Origin of the sequence: Sphingomonas lutea (assembly GCF_014396785.1) — a bacterium.
Lineage (GTDB): Bacteria > Pseudomonadota > Alphaproteobacteria > Sphingomonadales > Sphingomonadaceae > Sphingomicrobium > Sphingomicrobium luteum.
Window position 1 is genome coordinate 597,765 of record NZ_CP060718.1, and the last position, 17,588, is coordinate 615,352.

Consider the following 17,588-nt stretch of genomic DNA (forward strand, 5'->3'; position numbering starts at 1 on the left):
CTTAACCCTGACCCGGCAGCACCAGCAGCTGACGCAAGCCGTCTTGGAACTGGCGCAGCTTTTCGCCCTGCAGCTCGGCCGAGCCGCTGGCGAACTTGACGTCGAGCGGGTTCACCGGACGGCCGTTGCGGTAGACCTCGTAATGGAGGTGGGGGCCGGTGGAGAGGCCGCTGCTGCCGACGTAGCCGATGACATCGCCGCGGCGCACCGCGGTGCCGCTTGCGGCGGCGATGCGGCTCATGTGCGAATAAGTGGTCTGGAGGCCGTCGCCGTGCGCGATCGCGACTTGCCGGCCGTAGCCGCCTGCCCAGCCGGCGGCGACGATGCGGCCGTCGGCGGCGGCGACGATCGGCGTGCCGCTCGCGGCGGCGAGGTCGATGCCCTTGTGCATCCGCGCGGCGCCGAGGATCGGGTGGAAGCGGCTGCCGAAGCCCGAGGTCAAGCGGCCGCTGACCGGGCGCGCCATGCCCGCCTGCGCTTCGCCGCCGACGCCGTCGGCGTTGATCCACACCACCTGCTTGCCCTCGATCCACTTCAGGAGCGCGACATCGGCGCGGCCGACGCGGTCGAGGCCGACGTAGAGCAACTGGCCAAGGCTGCCGTCCTCATTGCGCTCGACGACGATGTCGAACTTATCCTCGACGCTGAGGCCATCGGCGAGCGGGATCGCGCGCGCCAGCACCGCGACATATTCTCGGCCGCGGGCATCGGGCACGCCGGCGGCCTGCATGGCGAGCGTCAGGTTGTCGCCGATGCGCCCGGTGAAGCGCTTCGCGCCGCTGTCGTCGGCAACGGGCTGCTCGGCGGGCATGTCGGCGGCGCCATAATATTGCGGGACGGGGGCGGGCGCGGCGACGGGCGGCGGCTCGACCGGGTTCGAGGCCATGGCGCTGGTGATGGCGATGGTCGCCGAGCCGATCGCGGCGAGGGCAATCGCGGCGCGCAGACGCGTGGCGCGTGAACGCGCGGCATCGGTCGCCTTGGCGAAAGCCTCAAAATTCTCAAGCACAGCCGTGTGCCCCCCAAATAGGCGTCGGCTCGGTTCCGCCGTCCTTTTCCGCCTTTTCATGCCACCGCGTCAAGATGCGCGGGCGCGGCGTCACGATTCAGGACGGTGCTAGACCTTGAGCGCCGCGGCTGCCTCCGCCTCGCGCTTCAGGTTGCGCGCCAGCTGCGCCATGCCGTTGAGATATTGCGGCGGCACCGCGACGTCGCGGTAATCGAGCTGCGCCGCGGCGCGCAGCGTCCAGAAGGGATCGATCAGGTGCGGCCGGGCAAGCGCGACGAGGTCGGCGCGGCCCGCGGCGAGGATCGAGTTGGCGTGGTCGGGCTCGTAGATGTTGCCGACCGCCATGGTTGCGAGGCGGCCCTCGTTGCGGATGCGATCGCTGAACGGCGTCTGGAACATGCGGCCGTAGACGGGCCGCGCGTCGGTCCACGTCTGCCCCGCGGAGACGTCGATGAGGTCGGCGCCTTCGCGTGCAAACGCATCGGCGATGACGACCGCGTCGGCGGCGGTGATCCCGTCATCGCCAGCCCAGTCGGTGGCGGAAATGCGCACCGACATCGGCTTGTCGCCCGGCCAGGCGGCGCGCATCGCGGCGAATACCTCAAGCGGGAATCGCAGCCGGTTCTCGAGGCTGCCGCCATATTCATCGGTGCGCTTGTTCTGCAGCGGGGTGATAAAGCCCGACAGCAGATAGCCGTGCGCGGCGTGGAGTTCGACCATGTCGAAGCCGCAGGCGATCGCGGCACGGGTCGCGGCGACGAACTGGTCGCGCACCGCATCCATGTCGGCGCGGGTCATCGGCGTCGGCGCCTGGTTGGCGGGCGACCACGGCACATCGCTCGCGGCCATGATGGGCCAGTTGCCGTCGGGAAGCGGCGCATTGTCCTCTTCCCAGCCGACGCGGGTCGACCCCTTGGCGCCCGAATGCCCGAGTTGCAGGCAGATCTTCGCCTTGCTGCGCGCGTGGACGAAATCGACGATGCGCGTCCAGGCGGCGGCCTGCTCCTCATTCCACAGGCCGGTGCAGCCGGGGGTTATGCGGCCCTCGGGCGAGACGCAGGTCATCTCGGTAAAGACGAGGCCCGCGCCGCCGAGCGCGCGCTCGCCATAATGGACGAAGTGAAAGTCGTTCGGCGTGCCGTCTTCCGCCGAATACATCGCCATCGGCGATACGGTGATGCGGTTCTCAAGGCGCATGTCGCGCAGGCGGAACGGCGCAAACATCGGCGCCGCGGACTTGCCCGGCACGCCGGCGCGTTCCCAGAACCAGCGCTCGACGCTCGCCAGCCATTCGGGGTCGCGGACGCGCAAGTTCTCGTGGCTGATGCGCTGGCTTCGCGTGAGCAGCGAATAAGCGAATTGCAGCGGCTCGAAATGCAAATAGCGATCGAGCGTCTCGAACCATTCGGTCGAATTGCGCGCGCTGTTCTGCAGCTTGAGGACCTCAAGGTTTCGCTCCGCGACATATTCGTCGAGCGCGGCTTGCAGGCTGAGGCTCGGCCGGTTGAGCACCTCGGCCAGTTTGATCGCATCTTCGAGCGCGAGCTTGGTGCCGCTGCCGATCGAGAAATGCGCGGTGTGCGCCGCGTCCCCGAGAAGGATGACATTACCCGCATTCCAGCGCTCGCACTTGATGCGCTTGAAATTGAGCCAGGCGGCCGACCCGACGAGATGCGCGGCGTTGGATTGCAGGCGGTGGCCGTCGAGATACTTGCCGAACAGCTTCTCGCAGACCCCGATGGTCTCGGCCTGGTCCATCCGGTCGAAGCCGAAGTTGCGCCACGTTTCCTCGCTGCATTCGACGATGAAGGTCGAGCAGTCGGGCGCGAAGCGATAGGCGTGCGCCCAGATCCAGCCGTGCTCGGTTTCTTCGAACGCGAAAGTGAACGCGTCGAAGACCTTGGACGTGCCCAGCCACACGAACTTGTTGGCGCGCACGTCGATGTCGACGCCGAAGGCAGGTTCCTGCGCGTCGCGGAAGCGCGAGTTGGCGCCGTCCGAGGCGATGACGAGGTCATAGTCGCGCCAGCGTGGATCGGCGGGGTCGCATTCGTCATTAAAGTGAAGGCCGACGCCCAATTCGCGCGCGCGCTGTTGCAGGATCTCAAGCAGCCGTTTGCGGCCGATGCCGATGAAGCCGTGCCCGCTCGAGGTGATCGTCTGGCCGTGGATGTGGACGTCGATATCGTCCCAATGCGCGAACTCATCGGCAATGATCTTGGCCGACGCCGGATCGTTGGCCTGGAGGTTCTCAACCGTTTGATCGGAGAAGACGACGCCCCAGCCGAAGGTCACGCCGGGCGCGTTGCGTTCGAAGATGTCGACCTTATGCGCCGGGTCGCGCAGCTTCATCGAAATGGCGAAATAGAGGCCCGCGGGCCCGCCGCCGACGCACGCAATCTTCATTGCCAACGCCCCGGAAAGTCACAAAAGGTCTTGCCTAAACGCACGCGCGAGACGGCGGCGGTATGACCTCCAAAGGTTTGCCGGAATGCCCAACCGCGCCGCATGATGGGCGGCTCCATGGCACAGCGATGCGGCTGTAGGACAGCGAATTGATGATCACGCGGTTTCCTCGACGCTCTTGATGAAATTGGCGACGAGGGCGTTGAAGGTTTCAGGCTGCTCGAGGTTTGAAAGGTGTCCGGCGCGACCGATTACGGGGAACCGGGCCCCCGGGATAAGGGTCATTAGCTGCGCCGAGAGGGCTGGCGGCGTTACCTTGTCCTCGGTGCCACAGGTGATCAACGTCGGTACGCGGATTTCGCGCGCGCGGTCGGCCTGGTTGGCCAGCCAGACAGCTTCCGCGCCGATGCGATAGGCGGCGGGGTCGATGCGGGCCATCGTCTCGACGACGTCGTCGCGTACTAAGGGATTGGCGATCAACACGTCGACGCGCGCCTCGGCGAGCGCGCGCATGTCCGCGCTGCCCGCGACCGAACGCTGGTAAATGCCCTGCCCGCCGGGGTGCTTGGCGAACGTGTCGGCGAGGACCAGCGAGGAGATCCGCCCCGGCGCGGCATGGTGCATGGCGATCGCCACGACGCCGCCGAGCGACAGTCCGCAAACGTGCGCGCGCTCGATGCCGAGTGCAGTCATCGCCGCCAGAATGGCCTCGGCATAATCGTCACGCGTAGTGCCCTGGGGCGCGGGATCGCTGTCGCCGTAACCGGGATAATCGAAGGCGAGGGCGCGGCGCTGCTTGCCGAAATGGTCGAGCTGCGGACGCCAGACCGATTTGTCCGACCCGACGCCGTGCAGGAAGACGACCGGCGTCGCATCGCCGTCGCCGGATTCGACGTAGCCGATTGCCCGACCATCGGTGATGTTGATCCGCCCCATCGATCCATCTTGGCAGCGGTGCGCGCCCCGCGCTAGCCTGCCGCGCATGAGCAGCATGACCGTCAACGGTGAGCCGATCCGCTATCGGCTGGATCCCGCGACACCCTTGCTGTCGGCGCTGCGCGAGGCGTCTAACCTGACGGGCACGAAATTCGGCTGCGACAGCGGCGAATGCGGCGCTTGCACGGTGATCGTCGATGGGCGCGCGACGATGAGTTGCAGCGTCACCATCGGCGATCTCGAAGGCGCCCAAGTGACGACCATCGAAGGGCTTGGCGGCGCGCATCCGGTGCAGCGTGCGTGGATTGCCGAGCAGGTGACGATGTGCGGCTATTGCGAGCCGGGCTTCATCATGGCGATTGCGGCGCTGCTGCGCGCGAGCCCGTCGCCGACGTCCGAGCAAATCGACGCGCTGCCCAACATCTGCCGCTGTGGCGCTTACCCGCGAATCCGCCGGGCAATCCGCCGCGCGGCGGCGGCTGGTAGAGGCGACGCCGCCGTTCATCGAAGGCCGATTGAGCCTTCCGCTTCCGCCGAATGAGCGTTGTCCCCGCGTGCGCGAGGGGGGCGTTGCCGTCGCGCCTCTCCTGCTTTAGTGGGCTAATACACCCGCGCTTTTCTAAAGGTCATGAATCCATGAAGCTTGCCGGCTCTCTTATCATCTCCGTCTCCCTTCTCGCGCTGTCCGCATGCGCGACCACCTCGGCCGAATCGGTTGTACCGGTTGCCGCCGCGGAGCCGGTGCCGGTTGTGCCGGTGGAGCCCGCGGCGCCGACGGTCAGCGCACATGACCGGCTGTTCCAGCTGTTCAAGGATAGCGACGAGGACAATCTGCGTCGCAACCCGATCGGCGCGCTGTTCCGCGGCGACCAGCGCTATGCCGATCGCCTCGGCGACTTCATGACCGACGAATATTATGCGGGCGAGCGCGCCGCGGCGGAAAAGGAGCTGGCGGCGCTTCACGCGATCCCGCGGACCGAGCTCAACGAAACCGACCAGCTCGCCTATGACGTGTTCGAATATAATACGAAGGACACTTTGCGCGGGCTTCAGCCCGACATGCTGGCATTGACCGCGCCGCGACCGCTCAACCACTTCTTCGGTTTCCACACCTTCTACCCGACGCTGGCGAGCGGAAAGGGCGCGGCGCCGTTCAAGACGGTCGCCGATTACGACAACAATCTGAAGCGGCATCGCGAGTTCATCACACTGCTCGACCGCGCCATCGGCCGCTTCAAGCAGGGCCAGCAGACCGGCGTCGTCGAGACCAAGATGACCGTCCGCAACATGATCGAGCAGCTCGACAACCAACTGAAGATGAAGGTGACGGATTCGCCGTATTACGGACCGATCAAGCAATTCCCGGACAGCATCTCCGCCGCCGATCGGGCGCGGCTGACCGCGGAGTATCGCGACATCATCGCCAACGGGTTGTTCCCGGCGCTCACCCGGCTGCGTGACTATTTCAAGAACGACTATCTAAAGTCGGCGCGCGACGGCGACGGACTGATGTACATGACCGGCGGCGACAAGCTCTACCGCTACAATCTCGAATCGACGACGACCCTCCCGCTCAGCCCCGACGAGATCCACAATCTGGGGCTGCAGGAAGTGGCGCGGATCACGACCGAGATGGAAAAGGTGCGCCAGGAGGTCGGGTTCAAGGGGAACCTGCAGCAGTTCTTCGAACACCTGCGCACGGACCCCAAATACAAGATGAAGAGCCGCGAGGCGCTGACGCAGGGCTATTACGACATCGGCAAGAAGGTCGATGCCCTATTGCCGCAATATTTCTCGACCATTCCCAGGGCGAAGCTGGAAATTCGCCCGTACGAGCCGTTCCGCGAGAAGTTCGAGGCGGGTGGATCGTACAGCAACGGGACACCCGACGGCAGTCGCCCGGGCATCTTCTATTTCAATGCCTACGACCTGCCGTCGCGCACCACGCCAGGCATGACGACGCTTTACCTCCACGAAGGGTCGCCGGGGCACCATTTCCAGATCATGCTGGCGCAGGAGAATGAGGCGCTGCCATCGTTCATGCGCTTTGGCGGGCAGACGGTCTTTTCCGAAGGCTGGGCGCTTTATGCCGAGACGCTGGGCTATGACATGGGCTTTTATGCCGATCCCATCCAGCGGATGGGGACGCTTGACGATGAAATGCTGCGTGCAATGCGGCTTGTCGTCGACACCGGAATCCACGCCAAGGGTTGGACGCGCGACCAAGCGATCAAGTACATGCTCGACAATTCGAGCATGGGGAAAACCGACGCCACCGCCGAGGTCGAGCGCTATATCGCCATCCCGAGCCAGGCGACGGCGTACAAGATCGGCGCGCTGACCATTCAGCGGCTGCGCAAGAAAGCCGAGGCCGAACTCGGGCCAAAATTCGACATCCGCGAATTCCACGCGCAGGTACTGATGACCGGCGGCCTGCCGATGACCATCCTGGAACAGAAGATCGACCGCTGGATCGCCGCCAAGAAGGCAGCATAAGCTGAATGACGAGGGGAACGACGTGAAGAGGATTGCCATCGCGCTCATGGGCGCCGCCGCCGTGCTGACCCCGGCGATCATCGCTGCGCCCGTGGCGGCGCGGGCGCCGACGCCGTCCAAGGCGCTCGCCGACCTGTTCGCGGCCAGCGACGCCGGCGAGCTGAGGCGCAACCCGATCTCTCAACTTGCGCGCGGCGATACGAGCAACGCGGGCAAGATCGGCAATCCCTTGTCCGACGCTTATTATGCGGCGGAGCGCGCGGCGGCCGAGGAGGAGCTGGCCGCGCTGGCGCGGATCGACCGCACCAAGCTGACGGCCGACGAGCAGATTTCGTACGATGTGTTCAAGTGGCAGCGCGAGATGGACCTTAAGGGTCTGCAGCCCGATATGCTGGCGCTGACCGCGGTCCGCCCGATCGACCATTTCAACGGCTTTCATACCTTCATGGCGGAGTTGAGCAGCGGGCAAAGCGTCGCGCCGTACAAGACAACCAAGGATTATCGCGACGGCCTCAGCCGCTTCGACGATTTCGTCGCCATTTCCGACACCGCGATCGCGCGCATGCGCGAGGGCATGAAGACCGGCGTGGTCCAGCCCAAGCTGATCGTGACCAATAGTGTCGAGCAACTCGACCAGATGCTTGGCGCCCCGATCGAGGACAGCGCCTTTTACCAGCCGCTCAAAACTTTTCCCGCGAGCGTCCCGGCGGCCGAGCAGGCGCGGCTGCGCACCGCCTATCGGCAGGCGATCTCGACTAAGCTGTTCCCCGCGCTCAAGCGACTGCGCGACTTCATGGCCGGTGAATATCTCGCTGCGGCGCGCGACAGCGTCGGCCTGCGGGACATGAAGGGCGGAGCGGAGCTGTACCGCTACCGCGCTGCGGTCAGCACCACGACCGACCTGACGCCCGAGCAGATCCATCAGATCGGGCTCGACGAAGTGAAACGCCTGCATGGCGAGATGGAGAAGGTGAAGTCCGAGGTCGGCTTCACCGGGACGCTCCCCCAATTCTTCGAGCACATCCGCACCGATCCGAAATTCAAACCGGCATCGCGCGAGTGGCTGCAACAGGAATATGTGCGCATCGGCAAGCGCGTCGAGCCGAACCTGCCCAAGCTGTTTTCGACAATTCCCAAGGCGCCGCTGGAGATCCGCCCGGTTCCGGCGCTGACCGAAAAAGGCGCGGCGCGCGGGTCGTACCAGCGCGGAACGCCCGATGGTTCGCGGCCGGGTGTCTTCTACTTCAACGCCTACGATTTGCCGTCACGGACGACGCCGTCGATGGAAACGCTGTACCTGCACGAAGGCGCGCCGGGGCACCATTTCCAGCTGAGCCTGGCGCAGGAGAACACCAAGCTTCCGAACTTCCAGCGCTTCGGCGGGATCACGGCATTCAGCGAGGGCTGGGGCCTCTATGCGGAAACCCTGGGCCGCGAGCTCGGCGTCTACACCGACCCCTACCAATATTTCGGCTACCTGGATTCGCAGCTGTTTCGCGCGATCCGGCTGGTGGTCGACACCGGCATCCACGCCAAGGGTTGGACGCGCGATCAGACGATCCAGTACATTCTCGACAACAGTTCGCGCGGGCGCAGCAATGCGACGGCGGAAACCGAGCGCTACATTGCCATCCCCGGCCAGGCCTTGTCGTACAAGATCGGGCAGATGAAGATCAGCGAGTTGCGCGCACGCGCCGAGCGCGAGCTTGGCCCGAAGTTCGACATCCGCGACTTCCACGCGCAGGTGCTACTCAGCGGATCGCTGCCGATGGCGGTGCTGGAAGCCAAGATCGATCGCTGGATCGCAGCGAAGAAGGCGGCTTAACCCCCCGCCAGGCGGATGAACGGCGCGAACTTGAAGTCGCGCTTGACGAAACTCGTCTCATAGCGGCGAACCGTCGGATCGGCGGCGATGATCTCTTCGGCCAGCGCGTTGAAGGCCGCCATGTGCGGGCAATCGACCAGCACCAAAAGGTCGAGCGCGCCGGTGATCTCGTAGACGAACTGTACCTGTTCTTCCGCAATCAGCCGGTTGAGTAGCGCCGCCTTGCCCTGCTTATCGGCATGCTCATTGAGGACGATCGTGACGATTGCGCGCAGCCGCGTTTCTGCCAAGCGCGGAGACAGCAAGGCAATGCCGCCCGCGATCCAGCCCTCCGCCCGAAGGCGCCGGAGGCGCCGGGCGATCGCAGATGGCGACAGCGAAACTTTCTCCGCCAGGCGCTCGGCAGTTTGTTCGTTGTCGCGCTGCAGTTGATCGAGAAGCTGCAGGTCGAATTCGTCAAGCATCCCACAGCGGTGCCAAAATTTGGCACGCCGTGCACGACAATTGCGCACATATGTCGACCTCTGACGCTATCCTGAGCGTCACACGGGACCCGGAATTCGCGATGCCTACTCTTGTCATGCTGCACGCGCCGGGGCCGCGCACCCCTTCGGGATCCGACCCAACCGGCGGGCCCAATGACCCCGCCACTTTGCCTCATGAAACCCGCATCTGACCAATCGCGCTCACTCATCCGGAGGTACAAGATGACAAAAGTGATTCCCGTGATGGCCTTCTCGCTGGCCTTGGCGACGGCGCCCGCGTTGTCGACCGCGCAGCCATCCCCGAAGGCTGGCATCGGCGTTGCGTTCCAGACGCAGAACAAAAAGATCAAGGTGGCGGAGGTCATGCCGGGCGCGTCGGGCGCTTTGATGGGCATCCAGGCGGGCGACGTCATCACCCACGCCGGCGGCAAGCCGATGAGCTCGCAAACGCGGCTGACGGCCTATTTCTCGTCACTCAAGGTTGGCGACCCCGTTGTCCTGACAGTCAAACGCAAGGGCCAAAGCCTGGAGCTTAAAGGGACCGCCATCGCGCGGACCTGGTAGCAACGACGTTCACTGCCCCGATCGTGGGGCGGTCCACAGCGCCTGCATGTTCTTGCCCACCCACAACTGCGGCTGAGACTGCGTGTGTTTGTCCGCCGCTTCCCATCGGGCGACGGTACGACGTGCGGCGGCGAACGCATCGGCGAGTGATGCGCCTGTTGCGAGCGGGCCCCTCAGCAGAGCTTCTCCGAAAAACGTCAGCTCGCGGTCATCGGAACAGCCGAACGAGGTGCGGTCGGCACGCGCTGCGGTGACGACGATTGTGTCGTCGCTCGCCAGCGGCTTGATCCAGCTTCCGGCGTAGCAGGCCGAGACGATGATGATTCGGCGGCGAATGCCGGCCTTGGCGAGCGCCCTCGCAAGCGAGCTGGCGCCGATCGCCTCGAGGTCGGTGTAATCGGGCAGGTCGGTCTGGAGCTCGGCCTGCCGACTGCCATGTGCGGTCAGATAAATGACGACGACATCGCGATCGTCCGCGCGTCGTCCGACCTCTTCGAGCACCGCACCAAGGTTGGTGTTGTTGGCAAGCGGCGTCCGCCGAAGGCTTGCTTCATCGTTTGCCAGGACGATCGTGCGCTGGCCCGCATCGAAGCTGCGCGCGAGCACGTCTTGGGCTATCCGCGCCTCGCGCCCAAACAGGTCCTGCGATCCCCCAGCGCCAACCGTGACGACGAACGCTTCCGCCGCGGCCGATGCTTCCGGGAGTCGGCCGAGAGCCGCTTCGACAAGACGCGGCTGCGCACTCCACAGCCGCTCCTCGTCGATGTCCGGGATCTCCATGTCTGTCTCTTGAGAAGAGGCCGTCGCGCGCTGCGCGCTGAAGCGGGCAAAATCCTCGTCGAACATGGAGAGCGCCGTCCAGATGAACAGCACCGACAATGACGCTGCCGCCGCGGCCCACCGCCGACGCCTGGACACGGCATGTGTGGCAAGGATGCTGATGACGACGCGCGCGATGATGGCGAGAAGAAGCACGCCGGCGAGCGCGAGCACCCACGACGTAAACTCGGCGCTTGCCCCTGCGACCGCCTGAACCGCCAAGCTGAACAGGCCGAACAGGAACCAGAGTGAAAGCAACGTGCCGGCGATTGGCAGAACGGCATCGCGGGCGCGGCCAAAAGCGGCGGCGACGAACGCTGCGAGCACCGGCATCGATGCGAAGAACAGCACCGACGACACATATCGCCAGCCATTCTCATAGTCCGGAAAGAGGAGCTGATTGACAATGTCGACCAGCGTCGTCGCCGCCCACAACGCCGCGATGACGCCCGGACGTTCGAGATGCGCCGAGATGCGCGAAAGGGTCGTCGTTCCGGGTTCGGTAGCACTCATGCGAAAGGCTTATCGCACATCGCCTTGCGAAGGGGTTACCCGCCTAGGCGGCGGCAAGGGCCTCAGCGATCAGCTTGCGGCTGTTGTCGATGCCGTAGAGCGCGATGAAGCTGCCCATGCGCGGGCCTTGGGAGGATCCGAGCAGGGTTTCGTAGAGGACGCCGAACCAGTCGCGCAGCCGTTCCTTGCCGTAGTGCGTCTTGCCGATTTCGAACACGCGGTTCTGGATCTCGTCGCCGGGGGTGGCGGGATCGAGCGCGGCAAGCTCGGCGTCGAGATCGCGTAGTGCGTCAGCTTCCTCCGCCGTCGGCGCGCGGCGCTTGAGCGTCGGCGCGACGAAATCGCGCGCATAATTGACCGCGAGGCCGATCAGTTCGTCGAGTTCGGGGTCGCTTTCCGGCGACGTGCCCGGGGCGTAGCGATGGACGAATTTCCACACCGTTTCGCGGTCGGCGCAGCCGGGCAGGCTGACGAGATTGAGCAGCAGGCCGTAGGTCAGCGGAAGCTTTTCCGCCGGAACCTTGCCGCCGTGGATGTGGTGCACCGGGTTGCCGAGCTTCTGGTCGATCGGCTGGTCGGCGTAGCGGTCGCGAAACTGCCAATATTCATCAACCGCGCGCGGGATCACGCCAAGGTGCAGGTTCTTCGCCTTCTTCGGCTCGCGATAGATGAAGAAAGCGAGGCTGGGTTCGCTGCCGTAGGCCAACCACTGGTCGAGGGTGAGGCCGTTCCCCTTGGACTTGGAGATCTTCTCGCCATTTTCGTCGAGGAAGAGCTCATAGTTGAAGCCTTCGGGCGGGCGACCGCCGAGGATGCGCGCGATCTTGCCCGACTGGATCACCCCGTCGATGTGGTCCTTGCCCGACATTTCATAATCCACGCCGAGCGCGACCCAGCGCGCCGCCCAGTCGACCTTCCACTGCAGCTTGGCCTTGCCGCCGAGCGCGGACTGCTCGACCACCGTGCCGTCCTCGTCGGTGAAGCGGATCGTGCCGGCGTTGGCATCGGCGACCTCGACCGGCCCCTGGAGCACGCGCCCCGAGGTCGGCGACACCGGCAGGACGGGTGAGTAGGTCTGGCGGCGCTCCTCGCGCAGCGTGGGGAGCATCACGCCCATCACCCCGTCCCAATTGCGCAGCACCTGGCGGACGACCTCGTCGAAGCGGCCGCTGGCGTAGCAATCGGTTGACGAGAAGAATTCGTAATCGAAACCGAAGCGATCGAGGAAGCGGCGCAGCATCGCATTATTGTGATGGGCGAAGCTGTCGTGTGTGCCGAACGGGTCGGGCACCTGCGTCAGCGGCTTGCCCAGATGTTCGGCCAGCATGTCCTGCTGCGGCACGTTGTCGGGGACCTTGCGCATGCCGTCCATGTCGTCGCTGAACGCGATCAGCCGGGTTGGCGCGCCGCCTGTCAATTCGACATAAGCCTGGCGGACGAAGGTCGTGCGCGCGACTTCGTTGAACGTGCCGATATGCGGCAGGCCCGATGGGCCGTACCCGGTTTCGAAGACCATCGGCTCGCCGCCGGGCTTGCCGTCGGGCCAACGCTTCAGCAGCTTGCGCGCTTCCTCGTACGGCCAGGCCTTGGACACGCGTGCGGCGGCGCGAAGATTGTCGTCGGTCATTGCGTGCCGCATGTCGGCTTTGTGCGGGAGAGGCAAGGCCGTGCACTTTTGGTTTACGTTGCGCGGGCTAAATGGTGCGAAACGGAAGGGGCCGAGTGATGCGTGTTCTCTTGATCCTCGCGGCCCTGGTTGCCGCTCCACTGGCGGCACAAGAAGACGAGCCGAAGCCCAATCCCAAGGAAGCGTTCGTTCTCGCCGAGATTGGCGATGATGGCGCTGCGGTTGTCGCTGGACTGAATCGATTCGGTCTCGATCTTTACGCCCAGGTTCGTGGTGAAACCGGGGACTTGGCTATTTCGCCGGCGAGCGCCGCGACCGCGTTCGGGCTGGCCTATGCCGGGGCGAACGGCGCGACCGAGGCCGAGATTGCGCGTGTGCTCCATTTTCCGGCGGTCAGCGATTTCCACGGCACGCTCGGCGGCTTGCTGAAATCGATGGAGCTTAAGCAGAATGGGCGGACCCTGGCTGTCAACAATGCGCTGTGGCTGCAGCACGGACTGAAGCTGCGCCCTGAATATGTGTCCCTGGTCGCCAAGAATTATGGCGCGGGCCTGCAATGGGTCGATTACCGCAAGGATCGCGAGGCGGCGCGGCTGCGCGTCAATGCCTGGGTCGAAAGCAAGACCAACAACCGTATCCGCGGCCTTCTCCAGCCGGCCAACGTGCCCAAGGACACGCGCTCGATCCTCGTCAACACCATCTACTTCAAAGCCGATTGGCACGAGCCGTTCGATGCTCGCGCCACCAAGCCGGGCGACTTCACCCTGGGCGCGGGAGGCAAAATCAAACTCCCGCTGATGCATCGAAAACTGCGGATTCCATACGTCGCGGCCGATGGCGCGAAGGCGGTCGCCTTGCCTTATCGCGGCGGCGAGACCGAAATGGTCTTGCTGTTGCCGGATAAGGCGGACGGCCTCGCCGCCTTGGAACGCCGACTGACGGCCGATGCCCTCGCCGGGTGGACGGCGAAGCTCCGCGCGTCGCGCGACGAGGTGATGGTAACGCTACCCAAATTTCGGATCCAAAAGCGGATAGAACTTGTCGAGCCGCTGCGAAACCTCGGCATGCACATTGCTCTTTCGGACGCCAGCGATTTTTCCAAGATGAAGGTCGTCGATCCCGCGAGCCGCGACCGCGAAGACTGGAATTTCAAGATCGGGGCGGTGGTCCAGCAGGTCTTCGTCGAGGTGGAGGAAAAAGGCACCGAGGCCGCGGCGGCGACGGCGGTCGTGCAGGTGGTGGTGACCGGCGCCCGCGTCTCGCGCGAACCCAAGGTCTTCACGGCCGACCATCCGTTCTTGTTCCTGATCCGCGACCGGCGCACCAATGCCGTCCTGTTTGTTGGGCGATACACCGGCGAGGGCGCGTAACGCCCGTTGCCCTTTCGTTCTCGCACCTTAGGGTGTGCGAATGATCCCCCTGCCGCTTCCTGCCTTGCACGCGACCCACGCCGGAATCTGGCTCGCTGCGCAGGACGATGAGGTTCGCGAGGCGACGCGGGGCGAGGCCATCGCGCGGGCGGCGGAGACGCCGCACATCATCCTTAATGCGCCTCTCGTGGGGCAGCGGCTCGGCTACCCCGAACTTAGCGGGCTCGACCTGCTCGAGCTGTTCGCGTTCGTGCATCCGGCGCGGTTCGCGGTGCCGACCGTGCCCGGCATGGCGCGCGCGATCGGGCTTGATCTGGCGGACGATGAACCGGCCGCGCTGACCCTGCTGCGGATCGCGGATGGGTTGTTGGCGAAGCTTGGCGACCCCGACTGGCGCGAGCGCGAAGGGGCATGGACGTCGAATGTCACATTGCACCGCCTGGGCTGGGGCTGGGCGCCCCTGATCGGCGCCCGGCTGGCGCGGCCCGAGCGAGGCGAGCGCATCCTCTTCTCGCGGCTCAAGCAGTGGGACGAGAGCGGGGAGCGCGTACCGCCGCTGGCGGTGACGGTGGCGGCCGCGCAGGCGCGCGCCGAACTCGATCGCCTGACCGGGAATGTCGAAGCGCGCGAAGGGCAGCGCGCAATGGCCGAGGCGGTCAGCGGCATCTTCGCCGCCAAGCGCGCCAAGGATTCGCCCAACCTCCTGCTGGCCGAAGCCGGTACGGGGATCGGCAAGACGCTCGCTTATCTTGCCCCTGCTTCTCTGTGGGCGCGGGCGAGCGGCGGTACGGCGTGGGTGTCGACCTACACCAAGGCGCTGCAGCGGCAACTCGATGCCGAAGGGCACAAGATCGTCGCTGACCCCGACGAACGTGCGCGGCGGATCGTCGTGCGCAAGGGACGCGAGAATTATCTGTGCCTGCTCAACCTTGAAGACGCATTGCAGGGTGCATTTGCGGGGCGCGCGGCGATCCTGGCGCAGCTGGTTGGGCGCTGGGCGGCTTACACCAAGGACGGCGACATGGTCGGCGGCGACTTGCCCGGCTGGCTACCCAGCTTGTTCCGCCGCGCCGGCGCCACGGCCCTGACCGACCGGCGGGGGGAATGCGTTTATGCCGGCTGCCCGCATTATCGCCGCTGCTTTATCGAACGCGCCGAGCGGGCGAGTCGCGACGCCGATCTGGTCATCGCCAACCATGCGCTGGTGATGGTCAATGCCGCGCGCGCCCGCGAGGACGCGCCGGGGCGCATCCTGTTCGACGAGGGTCATCACCTGTTCGATGCCGCCGATTCGACCTTTGCCGTGACCTTCGGCGGGCAGGAAGCGATCGAACTCAGGCGCTGGATCGTCGGGCCCGAAGGGCGGTCGCGCGGACGGCGGCGCGGGTTGGCGGCGCGGCTGATGGACGTTGCGTCATACGACGAGGAAGGCGGGCGCGCGCTCGAGGCGGCGGTCGAGGCGGCGCGCGGACTGCCGTCCGACGGCTGGGCGCAACGACTGGTCGAGGGCGACCCCTACGGGCCGGTCGAGGCGTTGCTCGCCGAGGTGCGCGGCACGGTCTACGCGCGGGCCAAGGCGCAGGAGGCGGGCTACGGGCCGGAGACTGAACTGGCCGAGCCGGACGGCGCGCTGGTCGAACGCGCGGCGCAGGCGATGGCGGCGCTCGACGGCTTGCAGAAGCCGCTGGCGGCACTCGGCCGGCGACTTGAGGCGGTGCTCGAGGATGCGCCCGACTGGCTCGACACGCAGGCGCGTGCGCGGGTCGAAGGGGCAATCCGCGGGCTGACCTGGCGGCGCGAAACGGTGGCGGCATGGGTCGCGCTGCTGGCGCGGATCGGTGGCGAGGGGGATCCCGATTTCGTCGACTGGCTGGCGGTCGAGCGGATCGACGGGCGCGAATATGACGTCGCAATTCATCGCCGCTGGCTCGACCCGACCAAGCCGCTCGCGCAGGCGGTGCTGCAGCCGGCGGACGGCGTGCTGGTGACATCGGCCACGCTGCGCGCTGGCGAAGGCTGGACGGCAGCGGAGGCGCGCACGGGCGCGGCGCATCTGCCGGGCGCCGTCGGACATTTCGAGGCGGAAAGCCCGTTCGATTATGCCGGCTGTTCGGAAGTTCTGATCGTGACCGATATCAAGCAGGGCGACCTGCCCGCGCTGTCGGGCGCTTATGCGCGGCTGATCGAAGCGGCGGGCGGGGGCACCCTCGGGCTATTCACCGCGGTGCAAAGATTGAAGGCGGTACACGCCAAGATTGCCGACCGGCTGGCGCGCGAGGGGCTGCCATTGCTGGCGCAGCATGTCGATCCGATCGATGCCGGGACCCTGGTCGACATCTTCCGCGACGATCCGCGCGCCTCGCTGCTCGGCACCGATGCGCTGCGCGATGGGGTCGACGTGCCCGGTCATTCGCTGCGGCTGGTGGTGATGGAGCGCGTGCCCTGGCCGCGGCCGACGGTGCTCCACGCGGCGCGGCGGATCGTTGGCGGCGGCAGCGCCTATGACGACCGCGTCGTGCGGGCGCGGCTTGCGCAGGCGTTTGGACGGCTGATCCGGCGGCAGGGGGATTGTGGAACGTTCGTCATTCTCTCGGCGGCGATGCCTTCGCGGCTACTGTCGGCATTTCCGGCGGGCGTGCAGATCCGCCGCGTGGCCCTGGAGGAAGCGATTGCGCGGGTCGCTGCGATCCTGCCAGCGACGCGAGAGGCGCAGGCGCAGGCCGACAGAGGCGCGGCGCAGCCCCATCATGATGCGCATGGCCTCTTTCCCCGAGCCGGGGAGGATTAATCGAGCGCGGCTTCGAGCTTGTTGCGGAGTGCGATCAGACGGAAGACATCGACGCCCGCAGCCTCTTCACGCATTTCAGGTGGCGGCGGCGCAACGGCAGCCGCCGGCATGGGGGCTTCGGGCGCATCCTTGCCGCGCAGCAGCTTCTGCACGCCGCGCACGGTATAGCCTTCCTGGTTGAGCAGGCGATGGATGCGCCGCACGAGATCGACGTCGGCGGGGCGGTAATAGCGGCGATTGCCCGCGCGCTGCATCGGGCGAAGCTGGGGGAAACGAGTTTCCCAATAGCGCAGGATATGCTGCGCGACGCCGAGCTCTTGCGATAGCTCGCCGATCGTCAGGAGCGCGCCGGGATCCTTGGCTCCGGCGGTTGCCATCACCCCTTCGTGATCCGATCACGCATGATCTGGCTGGCGCGGAACGTCATCACGCGTCGCGGCGCGATGGGCACTTCGACGCCCGTCTTCGGGTTACGGCCGATGCGCTGGCCCTTGTCGCGAAGGATGAACGTGCCGAAGCCGGAAATCTTGACGTTCTCACCTTCCGACAGGCCGTGGCACATGTGGAAGAGGACGCGTTCGACGAGGCTAGCCGATTCGGCTCGAGACACGCCGAGCCGCCGATGAACGATGTCGGCAAGGTCTGCGCGGGTCAACGTCCCGTTCAAGCCTGCATCCTTGCCCAGTCGCGCGATCCCAAGATCCGCCATTGAAATATCTCCCGCCGCACCGGCGTCCCCCGCCGGAGATT

General features: G+C 65.9%; 14 protein-coding genes. 6 read left to right on the forward strand and 8 right to left on the reverse strand.

Annotation, left to right across the window (positions count from 1 at the left end; translation table 11 throughout):
• Position 1: 1 nt before the first annotated feature.
• The 3 genes from H9L13_RS03115 to H9L13_RS03125 form a co-directional block, all read right to left on the reverse strand.
• Complete coding sequence (locus H9L13_RS03115) at positions 2-1,009, reverse strand: M23 family metallopeptidase (RefSeq protein ID WP_187538951.1); 1,008 nt, start codon at positions 1,007-1,009, stop codon at positions 2-4.
• 108 nt (positions 1,010-1,117) lie between these two features.
• On the reverse strand, positions 1,118-3,415 hold the full coding sequence (locus H9L13_RS03120) for a bifunctional salicylyl-CoA 5-hydroxylase/oxidoreductase (RefSeq protein ID WP_187538953.1): 2,298 nt from the start codon (positions 3,413-3,415) through the stop codon (positions 1,118-1,120).
• A gap of 156 nt (positions 3,416-3,571) precedes the next feature.
• The gene (locus H9L13_RS03125) at positions 3,572-4,351 is read right to left on the reverse strand and encodes an alpha/beta fold hydrolase (protein WP_187538955.1); all 780 of its coding nucleotides are present in this window, start codon (positions 4,349-4,351) and stop codon (positions 3,572-3,574) included.
• Positions 4,352-4,397: 46 nt separating this feature from the next.
• Between H9L13_RS03125 and H9L13_RS03130 the strand changes: the two genes are divergently transcribed.
• The 3 genes from H9L13_RS03130 to H9L13_RS03140 all read left to right on the forward strand — a co-directional run bounded on the left by H9L13_RS03130 (position 4,398) and on the right by H9L13_RS03140 (position 8,672).
• Positions 4,398-4,892 (forward strand): (2Fe-2S)-binding protein, encoded by a 495-nt coding sequence (locus H9L13_RS03130; RefSeq protein WP_187538957.1) that lies wholly within the window; start codon positions 4,398-4,400, stop codon positions 4,890-4,892.
• A gap of 95 nt (positions 4,893-4,987) precedes the next feature.
• A complete protein-coding gene (locus H9L13_RS03135; RefSeq protein ID WP_187538959.1) occupies positions 4,988-6,847 on the forward strand; it encodes a DUF885 domain-containing protein in 1,860 nt (619 codons plus the stop codon).
• A gap of 22 nt (positions 6,848-6,869) precedes the next feature.
• Positions 6,870-8,672, forward strand: coding sequence for a DUF885 domain-containing protein (locus H9L13_RS03140; protein ID WP_235091125.1), 1,803 nt, complete (start codon positions 6,870-6,872; stop codon positions 8,670-8,672).
• Here the strand turns inward: H9L13_RS03140 and H9L13_RS03145 are convergent.
• Positions 8,669-9,136 (reverse strand): Lrp/AsnC family transcriptional regulator, encoded by a 468-nt coding sequence (locus H9L13_RS03145; protein WP_187538961.1) that lies wholly within the window; start codon positions 9,134-9,136, stop codon positions 8,669-8,671. The genes H9L13_RS03140 and H9L13_RS03145 overlap by 4 nt on opposite strands.
• 243 nt (positions 9,137-9,379) lie before the next feature.
• Between H9L13_RS03145 and H9L13_RS03150 the strand changes: the two genes are divergently transcribed.
• The gene (locus H9L13_RS03150) at positions 9,380-9,721 is read left to right on the forward strand and encodes a PDZ domain-containing protein (protein ID WP_223176474.1); all 342 of its coding nucleotides are present in this window, start codon (positions 9,380-9,382) and stop codon (positions 9,719-9,721) included.
• Positions 9,722-9,730: 9 nt separating this feature from the next.
• On the opposite strand, the gene H9L13_RS03155 is transcribed toward H9L13_RS03150, so the two are convergent.
• Complete coding sequence (locus H9L13_RS03155; RefSeq protein ID WP_187538965.1) at positions 9,731-11,053, reverse strand: C13 family peptidase; 1,323 nt, start codon at positions 11,051-11,053, stop codon at positions 9,731-9,733.
• A 43-nt stretch (positions 11,054-11,096) separates the two neighbouring features.
• Entirely contained in the window at positions 11,097-12,680 is a 1,584-nt protein-coding gene (locus H9L13_RS03160) for a lysine--tRNA ligase (protein ID WP_187538967.1), read from the reverse strand.
• Positions 12,681-12,778: 98 nt separating this feature from the next.
• Between H9L13_RS03160 and H9L13_RS03165 the strand changes: the two genes are divergently transcribed.
• Positions 12,779-14,050: a serpin family protein gene (locus tag H9L13_RS03165; protein WP_187538969.1), complete on the forward strand. Its 1,272-nt coding sequence runs from the start codon at positions 12,779-12,781 to the stop codon at positions 14,048-14,050.
• A 40-nt stretch (positions 14,051-14,090) separates the two neighbouring features.
• On the forward strand, positions 14,091-16,838 hold the full coding sequence (locus H9L13_RS03170; RefSeq protein ID WP_187538971.1) for an ATP-dependent DNA helicase: 2,748 nt from the start codon (positions 14,091-14,093) through the stop codon (positions 16,836-16,838).
• Here H9L13_RS03170 and H9L13_RS03175 read toward each other — a convergent pair.
• Both H9L13_RS03175 and H9L13_RS03180 read right to left on the reverse strand, forming a co-directional pair.
• Entirely contained in the window at positions 16,835-17,215 is a 381-nt protein-coding gene (locus H9L13_RS03175; RefSeq protein ID WP_187538973.1) for a MerR family transcriptional regulator, read from the reverse strand. The two genes, H9L13_RS03170 and H9L13_RS03175, sit on opposite strands and share 4 nt — an antisense overlap.
• Entirely contained in the window at positions 17,215-17,547 is a 333-nt protein-coding gene (locus tag H9L13_RS03180; RefSeq protein WP_187540090.1) for an integration host factor subunit alpha, read from the reverse strand. The genes H9L13_RS03175 and H9L13_RS03180 overlap by 1 nt, the downstream gene beginning before the upstream one ends.
• Positions 17,548-17,588 lie beyond the last annotated feature (41 nt).